Origin of the sequence: Flavobacterium sp. RNTU_13 (assembly GCF_046614455.1) — a bacterium.
Taxonomy (GTDB): domain Bacteria; phylum Bacteroidota; class Bacteroidia; order Flavobacteriales; family Flavobacteriaceae; genus Flavobacterium.
Genome location: NZ_JBKJHB010000003.1, coordinates 212,947 through 235,491 on the forward strand (window position 1 = coordinate 212,947; position 22,545 = coordinate 235,491).

28 protein-coding genes are annotated in these 22,545 nt (G+C 38.6%); 19 read left to right on the forward strand and 9 right to left on the reverse strand.

The window, feature by feature from the left end; genetic code table 11:
- Window positions 1-94: 94 nt before the first annotated feature.
- Window positions 95-1,144: a formimidoylglutamase gene (locus ACLI08_RS09155; RefSeq protein WP_411428181.1), complete on the reverse strand. Its 1,050-nt coding sequence runs from the start codon at window positions 1,142-1,144 to the stop codon at window positions 95-97.
- 107 nt (window positions 1,145-1,251) lie between these two features.
- On the opposite strand from ACLI08_RS09155, the gene ACLI08_RS09160 reads away from it, so the two are divergent.
- Window positions 1,252-2,127 carry a hypothetical protein gene (locus ACLI08_RS09160; protein WP_411428182.1) on the forward strand — a complete coding sequence of 292 codons (876 nt, stop codon included), beginning with the start codon at window positions 1,252-1,254 and terminating at the stop codon, window positions 2,125-2,127.
- A gap of 100 nt (window positions 2,128-2,227) precedes the next feature.
- Here the strand turns inward: ACLI08_RS09160 and ACLI08_RS09165 are convergent, their stop codons facing one another.
- Together ACLI08_RS09165 and ACLI08_RS09170 are read right to left on the reverse strand one after the other, a co-directional pair.
- Window positions 2,228-2,599 carry a PUR family DNA/RNA-binding protein gene (locus ACLI08_RS09165; protein ID WP_411428183.1) on the reverse strand — a complete coding sequence of 124 codons (372 nt, stop codon included), beginning with the start codon at window positions 2,597-2,599 and terminating at the stop codon, window positions 2,228-2,230.
- 73 nt (window positions 2,600-2,672) lie between these two features.
- Window positions 2,673-4,427, reverse strand: a complete 1,755-nt coding sequence (locus ACLI08_RS09170; protein ID WP_411428184.1) for an ABC transporter ATP-binding protein — start codon at window positions 4,425-4,427, stop codon at window positions 2,673-2,675.
- A gap of 195 nt (window positions 4,428-4,622) precedes the next feature.
- Here ACLI08_RS09170 and ACLI08_RS09175 point away from each other — a divergent pair, with 195 nt between their 5' ends.
- From ACLI08_RS09175 to yajC, 4 genes are all read left to right on the forward strand, one after another.
- Window positions 4,623-5,726 carry a Glu/Leu/Phe/Val dehydrogenase dimerization domain-containing protein gene (locus ACLI08_RS09175; protein ID WP_411428185.1) on the forward strand — a complete coding sequence of 368 codons (1,104 nt, stop codon included), beginning with the start codon at window positions 4,623-4,625 and terminating at the stop codon, window positions 5,724-5,726.
- A gap of 116 nt (window positions 5,727-5,842) precedes the next feature.
- The gene (nusB, locus tag ACLI08_RS09180; protein ID WP_411428186.1) at window positions 5,843-6,760 is read left to right on the forward strand and encodes a transcription antitermination factor NusB; all 918 of its coding nucleotides are present in this window, start codon (window positions 5,843-5,845) and stop codon (window positions 6,758-6,760) included.
- Window positions 6,761-6,817: 57 nt separating this feature from the next.
- Window positions 6,818-7,258, forward strand: coding sequence for a DUF1573 domain-containing protein (locus ACLI08_RS09185; protein ID WP_411428187.1), 441 nt, complete (start codon window positions 6,818-6,820; stop codon window positions 7,256-7,258).
- A gap of 22 nt (window positions 7,259-7,280) precedes the next feature.
- On the forward strand, window positions 7,281-7,556 hold the full coding sequence (gene yajC / locus ACLI08_RS09190; RefSeq protein ID WP_411428188.1) for a preprotein translocase subunit YajC: 276 nt from the start codon (window positions 7,281-7,283) through the stop codon (window positions 7,554-7,556).
- A gap of 71 nt (window positions 7,557-7,627) precedes the next feature.
- On the opposite strand, the gene ACLI08_RS09195 is transcribed toward yajC, so the two are convergent.
- Window positions 7,628-9,880, reverse strand: a complete 2,253-nt coding sequence (locus ACLI08_RS09195) for an FUSC family membrane protein (RefSeq protein WP_411428189.1) — start codon at window positions 9,878-9,880, stop codon at window positions 7,628-7,630.
- A 139-nt stretch (window positions 9,881-10,019) separates the two neighbouring features.
- On the opposite strand from ACLI08_RS09195, the gene def reads away from it, so the two are divergent.
- The 3 genes from def to ACLI08_RS09210 all read left to right on the forward strand — a co-directional run bounded on the left by def (window position 10,020) and on the right by ACLI08_RS09210 (window position 11,668).
- Window positions 10,020-10,607, forward strand: a complete 588-nt coding sequence (gene def, locus ACLI08_RS09200) for a peptide deformylase (protein WP_411428190.1) — start codon at window positions 10,020-10,022, stop codon at window positions 10,605-10,607.
- Between the two features lie 70 nt (window positions 10,608-10,677).
- Window positions 10,678-11,109, forward strand: coding sequence for a DUF5606 domain-containing protein (locus ACLI08_RS09205; RefSeq protein WP_411428191.1), 432 nt, complete (start codon window positions 10,678-10,680; stop codon window positions 11,107-11,109).
- Between the two features lie 169 nt (window positions 11,110-11,278).
- Window positions 11,279-11,668: an ankyrin repeat domain-containing protein gene (locus tag ACLI08_RS09210; RefSeq protein ID WP_411428192.1), complete on the forward strand. Its 390-nt coding sequence runs from the start codon at window positions 11,279-11,281 to the stop codon at window positions 11,666-11,668.
- A 70-nt stretch (window positions 11,669-11,738) separates the two neighbouring features.
- Here the strand turns inward: ACLI08_RS09210 and ACLI08_RS09215 are convergent, their stop codons facing one another.
- Window positions 11,739-11,906, reverse strand: coding sequence for a hypothetical protein (locus ACLI08_RS09215; RefSeq protein ID WP_411428193.1), 168 nt, complete (start codon window positions 11,904-11,906; stop codon window positions 11,739-11,741).
- Window positions 11,907-12,097: 191 nt separating this feature from the next.
- Here ACLI08_RS09215 and pyrR point away from each other — a divergent pair, with 191 nt between their 5' ends.
- The 8 genes from pyrR (at window position 12,098) to ACLI08_RS09255 (ending at window position 16,455) form a co-directional block, all read left to right on the forward strand.
- On the forward strand, window positions 12,098-12,631 hold the full coding sequence (gene pyrR / locus ACLI08_RS09220) for a bifunctional pyr operon transcriptional regulator/uracil phosphoribosyltransferase PyrR (RefSeq protein WP_411428194.1): 534 nt from the start codon (window positions 12,098-12,100) through the stop codon (window positions 12,629-12,631).
- A gap of 42 nt (window positions 12,632-12,673) precedes the next feature.
- On the forward strand, window positions 12,674-13,603 hold the full coding sequence (locus ACLI08_RS09225) for an aspartate carbamoyltransferase catalytic subunit (RefSeq protein ID WP_411428195.1): 930 nt from the start codon (window positions 12,674-12,676) through the stop codon (window positions 13,601-13,603).
- 27 nt (window positions 13,604-13,630) lie between these two features.
- Window positions 13,631-13,969, forward strand: a complete 339-nt coding sequence (locus ACLI08_RS09230) for a ribonuclease Z (protein ID WP_411428196.1) — start codon at window positions 13,631-13,633, stop codon at window positions 13,967-13,969.
- 91 nt (window positions 13,970-14,060) lie between these two features.
- Window positions 14,061-14,969 (forward strand): ribonuclease Z, encoded by a 909-nt coding sequence (locus ACLI08_RS09235; RefSeq protein WP_411428197.1) that lies wholly within the window; start codon window positions 14,061-14,063, stop codon window positions 14,967-14,969.
- Between the two features lie 144 nt (window positions 14,970-15,113).
- Window positions 15,114-15,311 carry a hypothetical protein gene (locus ACLI08_RS09240; protein ID WP_411428198.1) on the forward strand — a complete coding sequence of 66 codons (198 nt, stop codon included), beginning with the start codon at window positions 15,114-15,116 and terminating at the stop codon, window positions 15,309-15,311.
- Window positions 15,312-15,330: 19 nt separating this feature from the next.
- Window positions 15,331-15,690 (forward strand): hypothetical protein, encoded by a 360-nt coding sequence (locus ACLI08_RS09245; RefSeq protein WP_411428199.1) that lies wholly within the window; start codon window positions 15,331-15,333, stop codon window positions 15,688-15,690.
- A 168-nt stretch (window positions 15,691-15,858) separates the two neighbouring features.
- Window positions 15,859-16,125 (forward strand): hypothetical protein, encoded by a 267-nt coding sequence (locus ACLI08_RS09250; RefSeq protein WP_411428200.1) that lies wholly within the window; start codon window positions 15,859-15,861, stop codon window positions 16,123-16,125.
- A gap of 27 nt (window positions 16,126-16,152) precedes the next feature.
- Window positions 16,153-16,455 (forward strand): hypothetical protein, encoded by a 303-nt coding sequence (locus ACLI08_RS09255; RefSeq protein ID WP_411428201.1) that lies wholly within the window; start codon window positions 16,153-16,155, stop codon window positions 16,453-16,455.
- Window positions 16,456-16,468: 13 nt separating this feature from the next.
- On the opposite strand, the gene ACLI08_RS09260 is transcribed toward ACLI08_RS09255, so the two are convergent.
- Window positions 16,469-17,134, reverse strand: a complete 666-nt coding sequence (locus ACLI08_RS09260; protein ID WP_411428202.1) for a hypothetical protein — start codon at window positions 17,132-17,134, stop codon at window positions 16,469-16,471.
- A 154-nt stretch (window positions 17,135-17,288) separates the two neighbouring features.
- Here ACLI08_RS09260 and ACLI08_RS09265 point away from each other — a divergent pair, with 154 nt between their 5' ends.
- A complete protein-coding gene (locus tag ACLI08_RS09265) occupies window positions 17,289-18,392 on the forward strand; it encodes a serine hydrolase domain-containing protein (protein ID WP_411428203.1) in 1,104 nt (367 codons plus the stop codon).
- Between the two features lie 4 nt (window positions 18,393-18,396).
- Here the strand turns inward: ACLI08_RS09265 and ACLI08_RS09270 are convergent, their stop codons facing one another.
- Complete coding sequence (locus tag ACLI08_RS09270) at window positions 18,397-18,552, reverse strand: hypothetical protein (protein WP_411428204.1); 156 nt, start codon at window positions 18,550-18,552, stop codon at window positions 18,397-18,399.
- A gap of 77 nt (window positions 18,553-18,629) precedes the next feature.
- Window positions 18,630-19,226, reverse strand: coding sequence for a hypothetical protein (locus tag ACLI08_RS09275; protein WP_411428205.1), 597 nt, complete (start codon window positions 19,224-19,226; stop codon window positions 18,630-18,632).
- A 146-nt stretch (window positions 19,227-19,372) separates the two neighbouring features.
- Between ACLI08_RS09275 and ACLI08_RS09280 the strand changes: the two genes are divergently transcribed.
- Window positions 19,373-20,551 carry an AIR synthase related protein gene (locus tag ACLI08_RS09280; RefSeq protein ID WP_411428206.1) on the forward strand — a complete coding sequence of 393 codons (1,179 nt, stop codon included), beginning with the start codon at window positions 19,373-19,375 and terminating at the stop codon, window positions 20,549-20,551.
- A gap of 151 nt (window positions 20,552-20,702) precedes the next feature.
- Here the strand turns inward: ACLI08_RS09280 and fumC are convergent, their stop codons facing one another.
- Complete coding sequence (fumC, locus tag ACLI08_RS09285; RefSeq protein ID WP_411428207.1) at window positions 20,703-22,100, reverse strand: class II fumarate hydratase; 1,398 nt, start codon at window positions 22,098-22,100, stop codon at window positions 20,703-20,705.
- A gap of 220 nt (window positions 22,101-22,320) precedes the next feature.
- Between fumC and ACLI08_RS09290 the strand changes: the two genes are divergently transcribed.
- Window positions 22,321-22,485: a hypothetical protein gene (locus tag ACLI08_RS09290; protein WP_411428208.1), complete on the forward strand. Its 165-nt coding sequence runs from the start codon at window positions 22,321-22,323 to the stop codon at window positions 22,483-22,485.
- Window positions 22,486-22,545 lie beyond the last annotated feature (60 nt).

The window sequence follows — 22,545 nt, forward strand, 5'->3', positions numbered from 1 at the left end:
TTTGTATCTTAATCCATTTGTCAGGATACTTAAAATACAAATGCCTCTGCAAAATTATGCAGAGGCATTTGTATGTTTAAGGTTTATGTTTCAGTTATACCAAATTATTCGCTAAGAGACTTTTCGACTTTATAAAATCAGAGATCAGTGCCGCAATAACTTTCCCGGTAAGATGGGTGTAGTTTTCACATTCCAGTTCAGGGGCAGCCTCGCAAATATGAAAGTAGGTAACGTTTTTCAGTTGCCCGAAGAAGTGTACAAAATGCCTGGCTTTCTCTATGCTAAAACCGCTAGCACTCATGGTATCTGTAGGGAAATGGGGCAGGGCAGACATATCTATCTCTAACCCAAACGGGTCATCTGTAACAAAACCTTTTACAAGCGCCAGTTCCTGGGTAAAGTGTTTTTCCTTTCTTACTGCGATTTGCTCGTAAGTATTGTAGCGAATACGATCGTTATATTTTTTAACCGTTTCCAGTATGCCTTTATTTGCATAACTCTCGTGTAGCCCAAATATAAAGTAGTTCTTTAAAAAACCTTCTTCAAATGCATAGCTGAAACCATTTCCACTATGCCTGCCTTCAAGCATCCTGAGCCTGGCGCGGCTATCATAATTTATGGCGCTTAAAGGCTTTCCTTTTGCCAGTGCCGCACCTTTAATATTGCCGTAAGCATTGTTGTGTCCGCCGCCTATAACAATAGGGATTTTGCCTGCCTGAATAATCCTGCAGATGACGTGAGAAACATCCTTGTCTAGTTTTTCTACCAGTGCAGAGAGTGCTCTTCTGCCTTCGTTATCCGTATTGGTTAATTGTGCTGCCTGTTCCATCAGTTCGGTCACATCAAGGTGACCCAGCACAATAAGGCTACTTCCTTTGCAAAAGCGGTTGTGCTGCATATTACAAATGCTTTTTAGCGAATGTACCCATGCCTTTGCAGCGCCGGCTTTACCATGATTTGCGCGTATACCTATATCTTCCGGAATACCCAGTAAAACAAATCCTGCTTCAGAACTTTTTATAAATTCAAACGGGTCCGCATCTTTAGGAACAGTAATTATACGTTCGCCAAATTTAATTTCGCCACTACGCTGCTTGGTGTATTTAAGCAGGTCTGCAGGGGTAAAAAGTACGATATTTTTCATGGTAATTTTGTTGGGTCAAAGTTAACACTTTTCTGTAATTTTTCGTTAAAAGCCCACTAAGGTGTCAAATAATAATTAAATTTGAAAAAAATAATATAGTATAAAAGATGGAAAAACAACAGAACAACTCTAGCCTAAAGGTAGTTATTATTGTACTTTCTTTACTTTTGGCAGGTAGCCTTGGGTGGATGTACAAAATGAGCACCGAGAGCAAAACAAAAGAAGTTAAACTGATGTCAGAAAAGGATCAGTTACTTGCAGATCTTAAAGCTCAAAAAGAAAGCTACGATCAGGCTATTGAAGAAAATACCGGCCTTAAAGGTGATCTTGAGGCGGAAAGGGCTAAAATTGTAGAACTTATTGCTAAAGTGGAAAAATCAGATGGTAACGCCGCCTCTATGGCTAAGTTTAAAACGTTATACGTAAAACTGAAACGTGAGCACGATGCGCTGATTGCTGAGAATAATAAGCTTAAAGAAGAAAACGGTGTACTTACCACGCAACGCGACAGTACCCGTAGCGCGCTTACAGAAAGCAAGCGTTATAACGACACACTTACTGCACAAAACAGTAACCTGAGCCAGAAAGTAGAAAAAGCCCAAAAACTTACCATAACTAACCTTACCACAAAAACGTTTAAAAAGCGTAGTTCCGGTAAGTTAATTGAGACAGATAAGGCTAGGAGAGTAGACCAGATAGATATTGCTTTTACCATTGCAGGTAACGAAGTTGCGATTGCCGGTGACAAAACATATTATGTTCAGGTTATTGATCCTAAGAATAATGTTATAGGTGATAAGAAAGTAGAAAGTTTTGACGGACAAACATTAACGTATAGTTTTGTTACTACGGCAAAATATGAGAATAAAACTATGGATGTAAAACAGAGCCTAATGGGACAAGACTTTGAAAAAGGGCTTTACCAGGTTAATGTTTTTGATAAAGGGACTTTGGTTTCAAACTCAAGCTTCACTTTGAGGTAGTGGTTTGTATACTATAAACATAAAAAAACCATCTGCATATGCAGATGGTTTTTTTATAACTATCAGCTAAAAAAAATACCCCCTGTAAGGGAGTACCCAGCTATATGTCTTCAAAACTTAAATCTGTAAAACTTTCTGTAACAGATTCCAGTTCAGTCTCTTCTGAAAAGTATTTACGAAAGTCTTTTTGGTGCCTTTCTGAAATTACTTCTTCACCTTTTGTATTCAGTACAAACTCTGTCATTTCGTCTAAAATTTCCCTAAATGCAGCAAAGTCTTCTTTGTATAGGTAAATTTTATGTTTTTTAAAGTGAAATGAACCGTCCTCTTCAGTAAACTTCTTACTTTCTGTTATAGTGATGTAGTAATCGTCTGCTTTAGTCGCCCTTACATCAAAGAAGTACGTTCTTCTTCCGGCTCTTAATACCTTCGAAAAAATTTCTTCCTTTTCCAGCATGTCATTTTCTCTCATAATCCTTTTGATTTAGTTTTTGGTTTATGCGTATCCCAAAAATCTAAAAAAAATCTTAATAATCCAACAATTATTATAATTCTTTTTCGGACAGTTGCAACATATACAATTCTTTGTAGTAACCGTTGTGGGCTATTAGCTGATTGTGAGTGCCTTGTTCTACGATTTTACCGTCATCAAGAATAATGATTTTATCGGCATTTTTAGCCGATGACACCCTGTGGCTTACTATAATTGTGGTTTTATTTTTACAAAACTTCTTAAGGTTGTTCAGTATAGTTTCTTCTGTTTCTGTATCTACAGCACTCAGACAGTCGTCCAGCAGCAGTACGGGAGCATCTTTTATTAATGCCCTTGCTATAGAAACCCTTTGTTTTTGCCCACCCGAAAGTGTAATGCCACGCTCACCTAAAACAGTGTCATACTGCTTGGCAAACCCTTTAATGTTATGATGTACGGCGGCCATTTTGGCTGCGTCTTTAATTTCATCATCAGTAGCATCTTCTTTGCCAAACTTTATATTGTTTTTTATGCTGTCGCTAAACAAAAAGGCATCCTGCGGCACTACCCCGATACGTTCTCTTAGGTCGTGCAGGTTAAGCTGTTCTATTGGCTTGTTATCTATTAATATTTCTCCGATATTGGTATTGTAAAGCCTTGATATTAATGATAGTATGGTGCTTTTTCCGCTTCCCGTACGACCTAATATGGCTAGTGTTTCACCTTTGTTGATGCTGAACGAAACATTTTTAAGTGCTTCAATACCTGTGTCTTCATAAGTAAAGCTAACACCGTTAAACGTAATATTGCCTTGTACAGGAGTTTTCTCCTTTACGGTGTTTTTAATTTCGGGTTCCGTTTTAAGGAATTCATTTATCCTTTTTTGCGAAACTTCCGCTTCCTGTATCATGCTCGATATCCATCCTAACGAAGCTACAGGCCAGGTTAGGCGGTTTATACAAAGAATAAATTCGGCAAGGGTTCCCATGTTCTTTACCGTACCGTTAATGTACATCATGCCTCCCACAAATATTACCAGCAAGTTGCTAATGCCTATAAGCAGCACCATTAGGGGGCCAAACATGGCATTTACCCAGGCAAGGCTCATGTTTTTCGCTTTGCTTTCGCGTGAAAGTTCTACAAAACCGGCTTCCTTTTGGTCTTCCAGTGCGTAGGCTTTGATGATGCGGATACCGGAAAATATTTCCTGAGAATATGTGGCGAGTTGCGACAGGTTTTGTTGTGTAAGGGCACTACGCTTGTTTATTTCGCGGCTTACCCAAAAAATGCTATAGGCTAATAGTGGCAATGGCAATACGGTGTATAGGGTAAGGCTGGGAGAAATCATTATCATTTGGGTAAGGATAACAACAAAGCCGATAACCGTGTTAAGTGAATACATAATTGCCGGCCCTACGTATTGCCTTACCTTATTAACGTCTTCGCTTATGCGGTTCATAAGGTCGCCTGTGCGATGCTGTTTGTAAAAACTCTGCGGAAGACGCTCGTAATGCCTGAATATTTCGTTTTTAAGATCAAACTCTATATGTCTGGACATTACTATAAGCGTTTGCCTCATAAAGAAGGTCAGTACCCCCGCCAGCATAGTAGAGCCTAGTATAATCAAAATGGCATGTATCAGTTCTGTTTGTACTTTTTCGGCGCCCCATTGCCCTTTAGTGTACATTTCTATTGCGGTTACAGCGTCTCCTACAAACACTGGAGTGAACTGCGAAAATATTTGCGCTATTATGGTAATTAAAATTCCTAAAAGAAATTGAAATTTATATTTAGCAAAGTATTTGTTTAGGTATTGTAATTCTTTCATTACTATTTTGTAAAGCTATAAAATGCCTTTAAGAAAATGTTAAAAAATAAAATAATTCAATTTTATACTATGTGTAGAAATTTGACTTTAAATTGTAAATTACACAAAAAAACCGTTTTAAAACACATTTGTAATACAAAATTCGTAAATTTGTTTTCAGCTTTTTAATTTTTTTAAAACTAAATACACTTTCAGATGATAGCAGAAGTTGTTAAGGCCAATGAGCTTGCTAAGGTAGATCCGGTATTCGGTCAGCCTTCATTCAATGATCATGAACAGGTAGTTTTCTGCCATGACAAAGATACTGGTTTAAAAGCAATAATTGGTATCCATAACACAGTTTTGGGTCCGGCTCTTGGAGGTACCCGTATGTGGAAATATGCTAACGAATGGGAAGCGCTTAACGATGTGCTTAGGTTATCTAGGGGTATGACGTACAAGTCGGCTATATCTGGCCTGAACCTGGGCGGTGGTAAAGCCGTTATAATAGGTAACGCCGCTGCAGATAAAACTCCTGAACTTATTACACGTTTTGGTCAGTTTGTAGACACACTTAGTGGAAAATATATTACAGCAGAAGATGTGGGCACAACCACTCCCGATATGGATCTGATCAGAGATGTAACCCCTCACGTAACAGGTATATCTGAAAGTAGGGGAGGATCAGGTAATCCTAGTCCGGTAACTGCATATGGAGTTTATATGGGTATGAAAGCTGCTGCCAAATACCAGTTTGGTACAGATGTACTGGCAGGTAAAAAAGTTTTGGTACAAGGTACTGGCCACGTGGGTGAAACACTGATAAGCTACCTTACAAAAGAGGGTGCTGAAGTGTTTATTACAGATATTAACCAGGACAGGCTTGATGCTGTTTCTGCTAAATATGGTGCTACTATATTTACAGGCGAAGATCTTTACGGTGCAAACGTAGATATTTATGCTCCATGTGCGCTTGGTGCTACAATTAATGATGCTACTGTAAATGTTATAAACGCAAAAGTTATTGCTGGTGCTGCTAACAACCAGCTTGCTGTAGAAGGTATTCACGGTAAAATACTACAGGAGCGTGGTATTGCTTACGCACCGGATTTCCTTATTAACGCAGGCGGTATCATTAACGTTTACGGAGAAATTGCCGGATACGGTAAAGACGAAGCATTAAGAAGGACCGAGAATATTTACAACACCACACTTGAAATATTCCACGAAGCTGAAACCCATAATATTACAACGCATCAGGCGGCTATGCAAATTGCACAGCGCCGTATAGATGACCGAAAAAAAGAATTTGCTAAATAATTAGCTGAAAAAGATATTATTTTTAATTTTGCGGGACGAAAGGAGACTTTCGTCCCGTAATAATTTAAAGTTCTTATATCCGGATGTTAAACAGGAGACATATTCGTGTTAAAGTAATGCAGAGCATTTATGCGATGCTTCAAAATGGTTCAGATAACCTGGACAAGGAAGAGAAATTCTTATTTCAGAGTATTGATAACATTCGGGACCTCTACCTCATTATGATTTCGGCTCTTATGGAGCTACGAAATGCTGAAGAAGATTATTTGGAAAAAATCCAGAAAAAACACATTGCCACGCCAGAGGAGCGTAATCCCAACAAAAAGTTTGTAAACAATATTGTACTTAAACAGTTGTATGAAAGCAATGCGCTTAGTATAGCCCTTGAAGACCGAAAGGTGTATAACTGGAAAAACAATGACGATTACATATTACTATTGCTTGAGGCGGTAAAGGAAAGTGAGCTATATAAAAACTACATGGCTACACGTACCAGTACTTTTAATGAAGATCGTGATTTTGTGGCGGCTCTTTTTGATGAAGTAATAGCTCCAAACGAAAAGCTGTACGAATATCTTGAGGATTATAAGTTAACCTGGGTAGATGATATTCCGCTGGTAAACACGGCAATCAGCAAACAGCTAAAATCTCTTACTCCACCACAGGAAGGAAGAGAGTTTCTTTTAATACCAAGGTTGTATAAAGATCTTGATGATAAAGATTACGCAAGGGATTTATTCCGTAAAACGGTACTCAATAACAACGAACTTGCTAAAGAGTTTATTGATAAAACCCCTAACTGGGATGCAGAGCGTATAGCCGAATTAGATTCTATCATTCTTAAGATGGCAATATGTGAGTTTCTTAAGTTTCCTTCTATACCGGCGAAAGTTACTATTAACGAGTATTTGGAGATAGCTAAGGAATACAGTACACCAAAAAGTAGTATTTTTATCAACGGTATCCTGGATAACCTTATTAAAGAGTACCAGGAGTCTAAAAAAATGATGAAAACCGGTAGGGGATTAATGTAAAATAATAACCTGTTAAAGCTATATATTATGATAAAACAGTCGATACAAATTATTGTTATGTCATCTTTACTTTTAGTTTCTTGCAAAAAGGAAAATGCAGCACTTACCATTGATGACACTACAGCAAAAAAAGCCGAGCTTGCACATGCAAATTCAGGTAAACTGCCAGTTATAAAATTTGAAACTACCGAGCATGATTTTGGTAAAATCAAGGCAGGTGAAAAAGTAGAGTATACCTATAAATTTACTAATACAGGTACTGCAGATCTTTTAATAACAGATGCTAAGGCAAGTTGTGGATGTACCGTACCTGATTATACTAAAGAGCCTGTGTCTCCGGGTAAAACTGGTGAGGTTCATGTGGTGTTTGATTCTACAGGAAAAAGCGGCGATGTAAGTAAAACTGTTACCCTTACCCTAAACACAGAGAAGGGCACAGAACAGGTATCTTTTAAAGCAAATATTGAAAGCGCGGGTATTGGTATGCCGGCTCACTAAAAAATAAATTTAATACTATACAATGGAACAATTTGTGTCATTTGCTCCTATGCTTGTCATTGTGGTGGTTATGTACTTCCTTATGATAAGGCCTCAGCAAAAAAAGATTAAACAAGAAAAAGAATTTAACAACGCTCTTAAAGTAGGCGATAAGGTAATTACCAAAAGTGGGATACACGGTAGGCTTGCCGAGCTTACTGAAGAAACGGTGGTTATAGAAACTATGGCAGGTAAACTTAAATTTGAGCGTTCTGCTATTTCAGATGAGTTAAGTAAAAAAGTTTCGGCTAAAGCGTAACTTTCTTATAGATTAGAAGCCCGGCAATGCCGGGCTTTTTTATGTTTAAATATTTGAATTCTTCGTTAACTTTAACGGTTTAACTCAAGCTTACGTACCGCTTTAAGAATACGTTCGCTAAGGCTGTTAAGCCATACCAGCTGTTCTATAACCAGTTGTGCTTCTTCCATTCTTAGCTTAAACTCCTGTTCGTCTTCAAGCTCCAGTTCCCGTAGTTCCCTGGCGCGTATATTTTTAAGCTCGGTAAAGCGCATGGCCAACTCTTCGTTTTGCTGTATTGCAGCTTCTGCGGCGTTTGCTTCAAGTGTCATTAATACGGCTGCCTGTTCCAGGTTTTTTGTAACCGTATTTACCACCGCGTTAAATGCTTCGCTTGCCTTAGTTGTTTTATGTGACTGTATGTATGTTCCTACAGACGCAAGTGATGAAAGTAGGGTATGGTTCAGCACGGCTATTTTATAAACCTGCTGCTGTTGTTTTTGCTTGCTTTTAGGCTCTTGTGTCATTCGTTGGTAAGACGACATAAGATTACCTAAGGCTACAAACGCATTTTTTCGGGCAAGCCGGTAACCTGTAGTAACCTCTCCTTTATTGTTATAATAGCTGGAAATTTCCTGAAGATAATCCCGGTTAGCTTCTATAGCTTTTTTTATGTATTGTGGCATATTTAAAAACTCCCACGACGGCCAGAAAAAATAATTTGCCACAAATGCCAGTGCTGCGCCAATCGCGGTGTCTAAAAAGCGGAATTGTATTACAGCGCCAATGTCAGGCGTAAGTAGTGAGTACAAAAAAATAACGTACATGGTTACAAATGTGGCTCCTACGCTGTAATTTATTGCTGTAAATGTAAAACCAAGCAGCATACATACTATTACGAGCGTACCTATAATTACCGGGTGAGATATAAAGTGGAGCAGGGCAAAGGCTACAATCCCACCCAGTACGGTACCTAATATCCTTTGGTAAGACCGTTGTTTTGTAAGTCCATACCCGGGCCTCATTATTACAACAATGGTAAGGAGTATCCAGTAAAAGTTTTGCAGCGGAAATATATTTCCGGCGATGAAACCTATGGCAATGGTTATGGTTAACCGTAATGAATGCCTGAAGATAGTACTGGAAAAACTCAGGTTATCTTTAAGCAACCTCCACGGATAATCTTCCGGTGTAAGGAATTTTTGAAGGTCTTTCCTGCGACCTTCAGGTAATTCCTTAAAAACGGTTTCTGGGTGAAGGGCACGCTCTATGAGTTTTATCTTCTCTACCTGCTTTTCCGCATAGTGCAACATGTTTAAAAGCATCCATACACCTTCTGCTGCATCCTCTTTTCCTACCTCTTGTTCGTACTCATTAATTACTTTTTCCAATGCATGAATATTTTCGGTAAGATTGTGTTTTGGGCTGTACACTTTATGGTCTTCAAGGCTTTTACCAAGCTTTTTTAAGGTAGCGGCAAGGTTGTAAGCAAGGGTTTGATACGTAGCTAAAACCCTGGAATGGGCACCGAATATTTCATGCAGTTTATTGTGGTCAAACGAAGTGGAAAGTGCAAGCTCTAATATTTCCATTAACGACACAAACACCATAAGCATTTTTCGGCTGCGATTACTGCTGCCCGCATTACTACGTGTACGTAATAAAATTTCACGAAGGTTATCATGCGTTGTGTTTATCTCTACCTGTAAATTGAGCTGTTTGTTTGTAATAGCTTCGCGATTAGCGCCCGCATCCCATAAATCACCGCGAAGTTTCATGTACTTTGCTGTAAGCTTCAGGCAGTCTGCAATTTGTAATTCAGTGTATCGGTGCGGGTTTAAGTAGTTAAACGTTAGCGACAGCACCATATATACGAACGAACCTGTAAACAAAAGTGCAGAATACATAAAAATATCTGTACCGGTATGTATGTGCCCGGTTCCTAAGGCAATAGCCAGTAGTCCCGAAAACGAAATCATATTGGCGCGCTGCCCGTATACCGAAATCATAGACAGTAAAAACACCAATAGAGTAAGTAAAGGGTAAAACGCCCAAGGAAAAGGGTGTAGTAAGTTGACCAGCAACGTACTACCAGATATGATAACGGCAGCAGAAAACAACCCGCGCGTACGGTGCCATAGGTTGCTGGGTATATCTGCGGGGTAGGTTAAAAAAGCACCCAAGGCTATGGTAAAGCCAGCATCGAAATGACCTAATTTGTTTAAAATTAGCACAGGCAGAGCTGCGGCTACTGTAACAATTAGTGCACGGGTAAAATAAGTGTTTTCTGTAAATAGCCTTACGCGTTGTATCATGCTTATTAGTGTAGCTGCAAAGGTAAGCAATGCCGCAGCGGTTTATAAATCATAGGGCAAATTCTCACAAAAAATTAGCATTTTACGCTGTGTGGTAAAGTCAGCATTATTTACTATTTTTGCCGAAATTAACGGTGTCTCAAACACAAAGCATAACACTAACACAGAAATGATACTACCCATTATAGCATACGGAGACCCCGTACTAAGAAAAAAAGGTGAAGATATACCACAAGACTATCCGGAACTGGCAAAACTGGTTTCAGATATGTTTGACACCATGTATAATGCACACGGGGTAGGCCTGGCTGCGCCGCAGGTAGGCCTCGCAGTGCGTTTATTTATAGTAGATACAGCGCCTTTTGGCGAAGACGATGAGCTGAGCGAGGAAGAACAAAAACAATTGTCTACATTTAAAAAGGCATTTATAAACCCGGTTATCCTTAAAGAAGAAGGAGAGGAGTGGGGCTTTAATGAAGGCTGTTTAAGTATACCGGAGGTTCGTGAAGACGTATACAGGCACGAAAAAATCACTATAGAATACTTTGATGAAAACTTTAACAAGCACACTGATGTTTATGATGGTTTAATAGCCAGGGTTATACAACACGAGTATGACCATATTGAAGGAATTTTATTTACAGACAGAATATCTTCGTTAAAAAAGCGTTTGATAAATAAAAAGCTTCAAAATATTATGGAGGGTAAAACCAGGCCTGATTACAAAATGAAATTTATTGCTAAAAAAGGACGATAATTTTTGTTTTTAAAATCAAACATTAGATATTTGCCTTCCTTAAAAAAACAGGATAAAAACATACAGCATAATGAGTATTGAAAAAATATTAGCTATTTCGGGCAAGCCGGGCCTTTATGAGCTTAAGCTGCAAACCCGCACCGGTTTTCTTGCAGAGTCTTTAACTGATGGTAAAAAAGTATCGGTAGGTCTTAGGAGTAATGTAAGCCTGCTTTCAGAAATATCTGTTTACACGTATGATGGCGAAACACGCCTTTCTGAAGTTTTTGTAAACATTGCAAAGAAAGAGAATGATGGCCCTGCTTTATCTCACAAAGAAGATAACAAGGCTCTTATTGACTATTTCCGTGCTGTTTTGCCGGATTTTGATGAAGACCGTGTATATGTGTCTGACATTAAAAAAATTCTTAACTGGTATAATATGTTACAAGCCAAAGGGTTTGTTTCTTCTGCTGAAGAATCAGTAGTTGCTGAGGAAACTGCAGCTCCTACCGAAGAATAATTTACAACAATCTTAGTTTATAGAAACCTGTTACATTTTTGTAGCAGGTTTTTTTTTTGAAAAAAATTACACGCGACTGTAACAAATCTTAAAACTTGTCGTCTATTATTTTAAACGGCCTAATCAACCGTTACGTTAAATAATTTCAATCATCAAAATAATCATCATCATGAAAAAAACGATCATTTATGTAGGCGTGGCACTACTGGTATTTTCTCAGGCAACTTTTGCAAAACAGACTCAAAAGATTAGTTCATCCGTAATTACCAGTGTTGATTACGAAGGTAGGACACCGCTTGTAGTTGCCATTATGAAAGGCGACTTTGATACGGTTAAAAAGTTTGTAGAATACGGCTGCGATGTTAACGAACTATCTAATGGGCTTACACCACTTATGATAGCTGCGCGCTACAATAAGGTAGAGATTGTTAGTTATCTTTTACAAAACGGTGCCAGACCGGAGATTAAAGACGACCGAGGAAATACGGCGTTAAAGTATGCGCAGCTTAGCAAAGCCAGTGAGGTTATAGCGGTACTAAAAAATGCCAAGCCAGCTTAACGGTTATTGACGTTAGGAGTTAGAAAAAAAAGGTGTAAACGGACTTGGCTGTTTACACCTTTTTTATTTACTACTTACGCATGCGGCTTATAATCCACACTATAAGCACAACTACAGCTATAACTATAAAAATTCCTACTCCCATACCTGCTTTAAATATAGCTTCTATGGCTTCGCATCCTGTAAATAACTGTGCAATAGCTACTAATGACAACAGTTTGATGGCTTTGTTTTTCATTTTTTTGTTTTTAGGTTATTGAGTTTTAAAATTAATCTTATTGTAAGCTAAGTTGTGTTAACAATCGACTAATTGGCTAAAAATTAATATTTTGTATTAAGTCATTTTAGCTCTCTTTAAATACAGTCTATTATAATTTTGAGTGGCTGTTTTTTTTGACTAATTTTACCATCGAAACACAACACCGCACTATGAGCCATAAAATATTGCTTACCGCTCGAGAAGTAGATATAATATTGCATCGTTTGGCCTGTCAGCTTATAGAAAAACATCTTGATTTTTCTGAAACTGTACTTATTGGTATACAACCCCGTGGTAGCTTTGTGGCCCGCAGAATTAAGCATATCCTTGAGAATGAATATAATGTACCGCAAATTAAATTAGGTTTGTTGGATATAACATTCTTTCGGGATGATTTTCGCAGAGGCGATAAACCTTTGGAGGCTAATAAAACTGAGATTGACTTCATTGTAGAGAACAAAAAGGTAATTTTCATAGACGACGTGTTGTATACAGGCAGGAGCATAAGATCTGCCTTAACGGCAATACAGTCTTTTGGCCGACCAAGCGAAATAGAATTACTGGTTTTAATAGACCGCCGTTTTAGCAGGCATCTTCCTATACAGCCTGATTACAGGGGAAGGCAGGTAGACGCCATAAATAATGAAAAGGTAAGGGTTTCCTGGAAGGAAAACGAAGGGGAGGATTCTGTTTACATCGTTTAACACCACACACGCACAAACACCACACAACACACAACACACAAGATGAAAGAACTTAGCGTTAATCATTTATTAGGAATAAAGTATATCAATAAAAATGATATCGACCTTATTTTTGAAACCGCAGACCAGTTTAAAGAGGTAATTAACAGGCCTATAAAAAAAGTGCCTTCGCTTAGGGATATTACCATAGCCAATATTTTCTTTGAAAACAGTACCCGCACTAAGCTTTCTTTTGAATTGGCTCAAAAGCGCCTAAGTGCCGATGTTATTAGCTTTAGTGCGGCACAGTCTTCCGTTAAAAAAGGAGAAACTCTTATAGATACCGTGAACAACATACTTAGCATGAAAGTAGATATGGTGGTTATGCGTCATGAAAAACCTGGAGCAGCCCACTTTTTATCTAAGCATGTTGGCGCAAGTATTATAAACGCAGGCGATGGTGCTCACGAACATCCTACACAGGCATTGCTGGACTCGTATACCATTCGCGAACGCTTAGGAGGTGTTGAAGGTAAAAAAGTGGTTATAGTAGGCGACATATTGCACAGCAGGGTGGCGCTTTCTAACATCTTTGCACTTCAGATGCAGGGAGCCGAGGTTAAAGTTTGTGGGCCTAAAACACTTATCCCTCGTTATGTAGAATCCCTTGGCGTTACGGTAGAACCAAACCTTAGGAAAGCAATGGAATGGGCCGATGTAGCAAACATGCTGCGTGTACAAAATGAGCGACTTGATGTTAATTATTTCCCGTCGACGCGAGAGTATTCTCAGCAATATGGTGTAGACAAGGCGTTTTTAGATTCGCTTGATAAAGAAATTATAATTATGCACCCTGGTCCTATAAACCGTGGGGTAGAAATAACCAGTGATGTAGCCGACTCGCAGCAATCTGTGATTTTAGATCAGGTAGAAAATGGTGTTGCGGTGCGTATGGCTGTGATTTACCTATTGGCCAGTAAAATAAAGCAATAACAGTACATTAATTAACCCGTTATATAAATGAATTCAGAAGTTAAAGGCAATACGATTATTTTAGAGGACACAGCTGCAAATGCTTCTGAGTTTTTGCATGAGGTTGTTAATGAATATGCTGCTTTAAACGATAAGAACATTATAATAAACCTAAGCAACCAGGCTGATTTATCCATAGAAACTTTACTGCCTTACTTAGAAATTTCTAATAAACATCGCGCGTCAAAAAAATCATTTGTTTTGGTAGTTAACGGATTTGATTATGATGACGAAGAAAATCCCGAAGAGCTTGTAATAGTACCTACCTTACAGGAAGCGTTCGACATTATAGAAATGGAGGAAATAGAACGCGATTTAGGATTTTAGTATTTTTATGGCAAATTACTAAACGCTTATTTCGTAACTTGTGCGGCTTTGCAGGTAATGCTGCAAATACGTATAAATTCCGATTATTGTAATGAAATTAACCATATTAGGTTGCTATGCGGCTACACCGCGTACGTTAACTAATCCTACTGCACAAGTACTTGAAATGAGAAACCGCATGTACCTTATAGACTGCGGTGAAGGGACTCAAGTGCAGCTCCGTAAGCACAAAATAAAGTTTGGTAAAATAAATCAGGTGTTTATTTCGCACTTGCATGGCGATCACGTTTATGGGCTTATAGGTCTTATATCTACGTTTGCTTTACTTGGCAGAAAGAACGACCTTACTATTTTCGGTCCAAAGGGGATAAAAGAACTTATCTTAACCCAGCTTAAACTTACTAACTCCTGGACCAGCTACAATATTATTTTTCGTGAGCTTACATCTGCTTCGTCTGAATTAATTTATGAAGATGATAAGGTTACAGTAACCACCATACCGCTTAAACACAGGGTGTACGCTAACGGTTATTTGTTTAAGGAAAAACCTGCAGAACGAAAATTGAATATTGATGCAGTTAACGACTACGAAATTGAAACCTGCTATTATCAGAATATAAAGTCAGGTAAAGATATTACCCTTGAAGATGGTCGAGTAATTGATAATGAACTCCTTACGTTTGATCCGCAGGCGCCAAAAAGCTACGCGTTTTGCAGTGATACAATGTATATAGAAAGTATAGTTCCAATAATAAAAGATGTTGACGTTTTGTACCATGAGAGTACTTTTTTGGATAGCGAAGAACGTTATTGTGAGCCCACTATGCACAGCACTGCGCGCCAAGCCGCGCACATAGCGTTAAAAGCAAACGCCGGAACCTTAATACTTGGGCATTATTCTACCCGCTATGATAGTATTGAACTATTTAGGGAAGAAGCGATGACTGTGTTTAAAAATACCGAACTTGCCGAAGACGGGAAAGAGTTTGAATTTGATTAAATGAATACTTTATAAGAATTTTTGTAAGAAATTATATAATATGTTAAATCCTGATTATTTATCAGGATTTTTTGATTTTATACAAAATATGTTAGTAACTTAGGAAATGTTATTACACACAAGATAACCTCTAAAGTGCTTATTATGGAACGTATAATTACTACCAACAGATCGGGTGTAGACCCGGCAGCCATTTCCTATGAAAAGGCCGCAAATGAAATTGAGAAAAATAATGTAAACGAGGTAGGCGAGGTTTGTTGCGGACAGTTGCTAAAAAATCTGATTAAGACAAACCTTAAGTTGCTTAACTTAAACGATATCCGTTCTATTATTTTCTTCTAAAAACATTAAAAATCACGCTATGAAAGAGAGAGAAAATAACCCAAAAGAAAAGAGTAATGTATCTGGGAGTGATGCTGATGTACCTAACAGAGGTACTAATCCTTCAGACGAAACCGACAAATATTTGGCACTGGAGCAGCCAGGTGTATCCTATACAAAAGATACCAACCCTACCAGTAACTCAGATACGCGCGAGTACAACACCAGCGATGACGAGGGAACTTGGAATGAAGAGGGAGGAAACAGCCTGGAAAGTGATGCGTTTAACCAGGATGACGATATCCTGGAGGATAATCTTGATTTAGACGAAGACCAAAACCAGTCCATATCTTCTGACGACGAAGACTTTGAAGAGCTAAACGAGCGCTATACAAATTGATTTCATCTTACTAAATTGTTTACAATCCCTTCATAAGAAATTATGAGGGGATTTTTTTTGCGTGTGTAAATTTACGTATTGTTTCAATTCAGGTAAAAGTACGCTTACCAGTACAATAAAGTTTTTCGAATTTTGAAATATTAAGTTCAACGTAAAAATTCAGAAAGTATGGTAACGCTATTTATACTAAACATTAAGAATTTGTGGAATGGTAACACCAAATCACTGAATGAAAGCGCGAATGCGACCGCTGTATTTAGGTGGCAGGATAATGTAGAGGTCGAAAGTTTTGTAGCACGTTATATGCAGGAGAAAATGTGGAATTCTGATATTACTTTCAATAGGCTTTGTACGCATATTAAAACCAGGCTTCCATACACCGCTCGTACATGTGCCGATGTGAAAAACTGGCTTGAAGCTACATATAAAGTATAATTTATCTCCCAAAAAAACTAACCAACCATGGAAATATCAATCTGTACCACCAAATCTTTTGAGAGAAAGCATCTTAAATACGGCTACCGTTGGGAAATGAGTCGTTCGGGTAGCGTTAACGGAAAATACCTGGATCGGTCTAATGGTCAGCAGGTGCTACAGTTTATAAACGACTTTTTTAAAAAACACAACCTAAGCAGTGCTAATTCTTTTACAAGAGCAGAGGAGCTTTTATATAATCATGTGCCAATAAACATTAAGAGTAAATTAGAAATTACCTCTTGGATGCTTAAAAACTGGGATGCTGATTTATACAGAAGGGTATATTAAATAGCCTTTTTTGCTACTCCCTAAAAACCATAACCCTTCCTTTAAATCCGGTACACAAGCCCCATTCTTCTTTCATCAACATCTTACCGTTGTTGTCGTATATAATGAACAGTGCGGTATTAGGTCCGCTTGTTCCCTGGTTCATTGCTTCAAATTCTATGTTATTAAATCCAGGATCAAGCCTTATATGAAGCGGCTTATAGGTGTTATACAGTGTAAATTCAGGTATAACTACCTGGCCGTTTACTAAAACCCTTACAATGTCTCCATCCTCAGCACCAAAGTCGGCCGCCATAATATCAACAAATTCAGACTTTGTACGTATTTCGCCAAAGTCCTGATTTCCCTTAAACTCTGCAGCAGATTCTCCACGTGGCTTTACAGTAGTTCTGTCTGCAAATTCTTTAGACCGGTCTATAAAGTTTTCCTGCTGCGTCATGCTAAACTCCTCTTTCTTTTTGCCTATGGTAAATGCAGGCATATAAGATGGATTTTTTTTATCCGGTTTTAGTTTAAACGGATTTTCTACATCAGGGCTTACAGTAGTGAGCGATGGTTTTACCGTAGTATCGGGTTTTTTATCCCGGGGTATGGCAATACCTCCTTTAGCCCCCGTATCTTTTTGAGAGTAAGCAGCTGTGCTAAAAAGAGTAAATAATAATATTATGAGATATTTCATTCAATAATCGGTTAATCAGTGTGTATCTACAAAATAACAAAAATTTTGCCAATGTGGCGTGTTAGACCAACAATTAAGCGCATTTCATGAATTTTTATTGTGTTTAAAAACTGCTTTTGTATACATTTGAGCTTTCCAATCAACGAATATGTTTATGTATAAAAGAGTAGCCTGTTATTTTATTGTAATTACCCTTATAGCTTGTGTATCTGTTTCATGTAAAATAGGAAGGTTTGCCTATTATAACTTTGCTAACATCACTGATTATAAAATATTCCCGTACCGCACGGCTCATGCAGATTCGGTTAAGTTTACATTTACCGACGCTAAAAATGCCAAGGTACCTAAAAAACTAACCGTTAAAGGAAAGGAGTATAACTTTGAAAATTATCTTAAGGATAATAAAACTGTTGCTTTTTTAGTAATTAAAAACGACAGCCTTATGTGCGAAAAGTACTTTAGCGGGTACAATGAGCAATCGGTTGTAGCGTCGTTTTCAATGGCTAAGTCGGTTACGTCAATATTAATAGGTTGTGCGCTAGATGACAGGCTTATACAGTCTGTTGAAGAGCCGGTTATTAATTACATTCCGGAGCTTAAAGCGGAAGGTATGGATAAGGTGACTATAAAGCATTTATTGCAAATGACTAGCGGTATAGCCTACAATGAGAGTTATGTAAACCCGTTTGGCGATGCTGCAAATTATTATTATGGACGTAATTTAAAGAAAGCAATTTATAAACGTAAGTTGGTACACAAACCCGGCACCGTTTTTAGTTACAGCAGTGGTGATACTCAAATGCTTGGTTTAGTATTAGAAAGAGCGCTAAAGGGTAGAAGCGTAACTGAATATTTGGAGGAGAAACTATGGAAACCTTTAGGTATGGAGTATGATGCTACCTGGAGCCTCGATAGAAAAGACGGTCTCGAAAAAACATTTTGTTGTATTAACGCACGGGCAAGGGATTTTGCTAAAATCGGCCGTTTATATCTTAACAAAGGCAACTGGAATGGTAAGCAAATAGTTAGCAAAGAGTGGGTAGAATTGTCTACCACGCCAGATACTGCAAATGGCGGTGTGTCGTACTATAAATACCAGTGGTGGTTAGAGCCAGGCGGAAACTATACCGCTACAGGTATATTGGGCCAATTCATTTACGTAGCTCCTAAAGACAATGTTATTATAGTGCGGTTGGGCAAAGACGAAGGCAACGCATCGTGGGAGTCTATTTGCTACACTTTGTCCCAAATGTATTAGATAGCTATTTGTGGCGGCCGGTTCTGCTTTTTTCGGCATCCCAGTCTTCGTCCGGCTTGTTTTTATCGCAATCATCTTCTCGTGTTACAGTTCCGTTTTTGCTGTAATGCGCCTGATTATTCATATTATCGTCCGCAGAAATTTGTTTATCCGTATTCATGCTGTTTATTTTTGTACTTTAAATGTACTCAAAACCATTATGCATTAGGGTTAACATTTTGTGAAAACATCAAATGCTTATATTTGCCCTGTGTTTTGTATTAGGATGTAAGGAATAATCTTTGTTTTCCACTTACCGGCATATAAATTTTCAGCCTCGCTTTTAGCCAGGTTATAAAATTCGTCCCATTGAGCCGGAAATATCGTTTGGCACCCTTCGCTAGAAGTAGAATTGTACCCGCCTTTATGGATATTTATACCGAAGTCACCTTTAAACACTTTATTTAAACCGTCTCTGGTAATATTTACAGGACCCATGCGCTGGCAAATTGCCGGGTAGGCCGTTTTTCCTTTATGGATTGAAAACCTGTAACAGTAGTAAACACCGGGCATAAGGGTAGCTATGCCTTTTTTGCTGTTGGTTTGAACACGATAAACAGATGGATCAGTGTTCGCATTGAACGATTTAAAAACACGCGGCGAAACCAGAAAAATAGCGTCGTCATAAATACCACGGTCATTTACCCTTGGTTTACCTAATGTATTTCGGTAATACCCACGAATCCCAACAATAAACAAAGGGTACACAGATGCATCAAATTGTAGCGGCGCTATAAGTTGCATCAGTTGTTCCCGGTTTAATTTTGGTCTCTTTTCTGGTACTGCTACGGGCATACATATTGATTTTGTTTCGTAAATGTAGCAGTTTTAGGTCTTTTACTTAATATCTAAAGCATTTGTTTTTGCTACAAAAACCATTTTTGGATTTTAGTATTGTTAATTAAAACTTATCTTTGCCAAACAACACTAACTACAGTTTAATGAGCTCAGAAAACAGCAAACGTTACAGTCTACGTGGCGTATCTGCATCTAAAGAAGATGTACATAATGCGATAAAAAACATAGATAAGGGGTTATTCCCTAAAGCATTTTGTAAAATTGTTCCTGATTACCTTACCGGAGATGAAGACTATTGTTTAATAATGCATGCCGATGGCGCGGGCACCAAGTCATCGCTGGCATACATGTATTGGAAGGAAACCGGAGACATAAGCGTATGGAAGGGTATTGCCCAGGATGCACTTATTATGAATGTAGATGATTTACTTTGTGTAGGGGCTACTACTAACATTATGCTGTCTTCCACCATTGGGAGGAATAAAAACCTGATTCCGGGCGAAGTTATTTCGGCTATTATAAACGGAACCGAGGAACTTATTGAAGAGCTTAAAAGTTTTGGTGTTACGATACATTCTACCGGAGGCGAAACCGCAGACGTGGGCGACCTAGTACGCACCATTATTGTAGACAGTACCGTTACGGCACGTGTTAAACGAAGCAGTGTTATAGATAATTCTAATATTAAAGCGGGAGATGTAATTGTAGGGCTTGCTTCATACGGGCAGGCATCTTACGAAAAAGAATACAACGGAGGCATGGGCAGTAACGGCCTTACTTCGGCAAGGCATGATGTTTTTAATAAGTATCTTGCTGCTAAATACCCCGAAAGTTTTGATAATTCCGTACCCCAAGAGCTTGTTTACTCAGGCCAAACACAGCTTACAGATGCTGTAGAAGATAGTCCGCTGGATGCAGGAAAGCTGGTACTTTCGCCAACAAGGACATATGCACCTGTAATCAGGAAAATTCTTGATACATATACCCCTGCAGACATACATGGTATGGTGCACTGTAGCGGAGGAGCCCAAACCAAAGTGCTACATTTTGTAGATAATGTACATGTTATAAAAGATAATCTTTTTCCTGTACCGCCATTGTTTAAGTTAATACAACAGCAAAGCAATACAGAGTGGAAAGAAATGTACCAGGTATTTAACTGCGGACACAGGATGGAGTTGTATGTACCTGAGCATCTTGCACAAGACATTATTTCTATCAGCGAGTCGTTTAATATAGAAGCGCGTATTGTAGGCAGGGTAGAGGAAAGCCAAACTAAAAAACTTACTATAAAAAGTGAGTTCGGAACTTTTGAGTACTAAAAAATATTTATAAAGTATCTTTTTTAAAAGCTAGCCCATAAGGTTAGCTTTTTTTTTGCCCATTTGTAATAAGTGTAATAGTGGCTTATTTATCTAGGCAATAAAAAAGCAGCCCGTTAGAGCTGCTTTAGTATTTATTAAATAAGGAAATCTATTTTAGGGAACCTACCATATCTTCAGGTTTAACCCATGCGTCAAAATCTTCAGGGGTAACGTAGCCTAAACGTACCGCTTCTTCTTTAAGAGTAGTTCCGTTTTTGTGTGCGGTCTGCGCAATTTCGGCAGCTTTGTAATAGCCAATTTTAGTATTAAGTGCTGTTACAAGCATAAGTGAATTGTCTACCAACTCCTTAATGCGTGTATAGTTTGGCTCAATACCTTGTGCACAATGCTCGTCAAAAGATACGCATGCATCGCCCAGTAAACGTGCAGACTGAAGGAAATTGGCTGCCATTAGTGGTTTAAACACGTTAAGCTCATAGTGGCCTTGTGTACCACCTATAGTAATAGCAACATCGTTACCCATAACCTGTGCGCAAACCATAGTAAGTGCTTCACACTGGGTAGGGTTAACTTTCCCCGGCATGATAGACGATCCCGGTTCATTTTCAGGGATAAGTATTTCGCCAATACCTGAGCGAGGGCCAGAGGCCAACATACGGATATCGTTAGCTATTTTATTAAGTGCTACAGCCAATTGTTTAAGTGCTCCGTGTGTTTCTACAAGTGCATCATGGCTTGCAAGTGCCTCAAATTTATTAGGCGCCGTAACAAACGGATGGCCTGTAAACTTAGCAATGTATTCTGCCACCTTTACATCATATCCGGCAGGGGTATTAAGACCAGTACCCACAGCGGTACCACCAAGAGCAAGCTCGCTAAGGTGTGCTAGTGTGTTTTTTACCGCCTTGATGCCATAATTAAGTTGTGCTACATAGCCGCTTAGTTCCTGCCCCAGGGTTAATGGCGTAGCATCCATAAGGTGCGTACGGCCTATTTTAACCACATTCATGTATTCTTCAGACTTTGCTTTCAGCGTGTCACGAAGTTTTTCTACACCCGGTAGTGTAACCTCTACAACTGCCTTGTAAGCGGCAATGTGCATACCAGTAGGGTAGGTGTCGTTACTTGATTGTGATTTATTTACATCGTCATTTGCTTTAAGTACAGGTTCGCCTTCGCCTATTTTGCCACCGGCAAGTACCTGTGCCCTGTTTGCAACTACCTCATTTACATTCATGTTGCTCTGTGTACCAGAACCTGTTTGCCATATTACAAGAGGAAACTCACTATCTAGTTTTCCTTCAAGAATTTCGTCGCAAACCTGGCCAATGGCATCACGTTTTTCAGCACTAAGAACACCAAGGTCATGGTTAGCGTAAGCAGCAGCTTTTTTTAAGTAGGCAAAACCTTCAATGATTTCCTTTGGCATAGAGCCGGAAGGGCCAATTTTAAAGTTGTTACGCGAACGCTCGGTTTGTGCGCCCCAATATTTGTCTGCAGGGACTTTCACTTCACCCATGGTGTCTTTTTCAATCCTGTATTCCATTTTGAAAAATGTTTATGGTTGTAAAATAAATTTAGGTTAACGGCTATTTTAAGTGCCTGACGCTGTGCGGGAGGAATAAAGCCAGCCAAAATTACGCAATAAAGATTCGTTAAGAAAATGATTTCGTAATTAATTTTTACTGAATTTTTCTCAGTGTTTTAGTTGTTTTAACCCAACATTTATCTTACATTTGAGCCATAATTCAAAATTTCCGGAAAACATGTTTGAATTTCAACAGTATCTAGGTTTCCTTCTGTTCCTTACCATTGCAACCATAGGCTTCTGGCTTATGATGTTCCTTGTTAGCTTCGTATTCTACTGGGTAGGCGGCGCTACTGTGGAGCTGGTAAAAGAGAGGCAAGCCTTAAAGAAACTTGAGCAATAATTTTTTACTTGTTCAAATACAAAAGGCTGCCTATGTGCAGCCTTTTTTTATTTATATAAT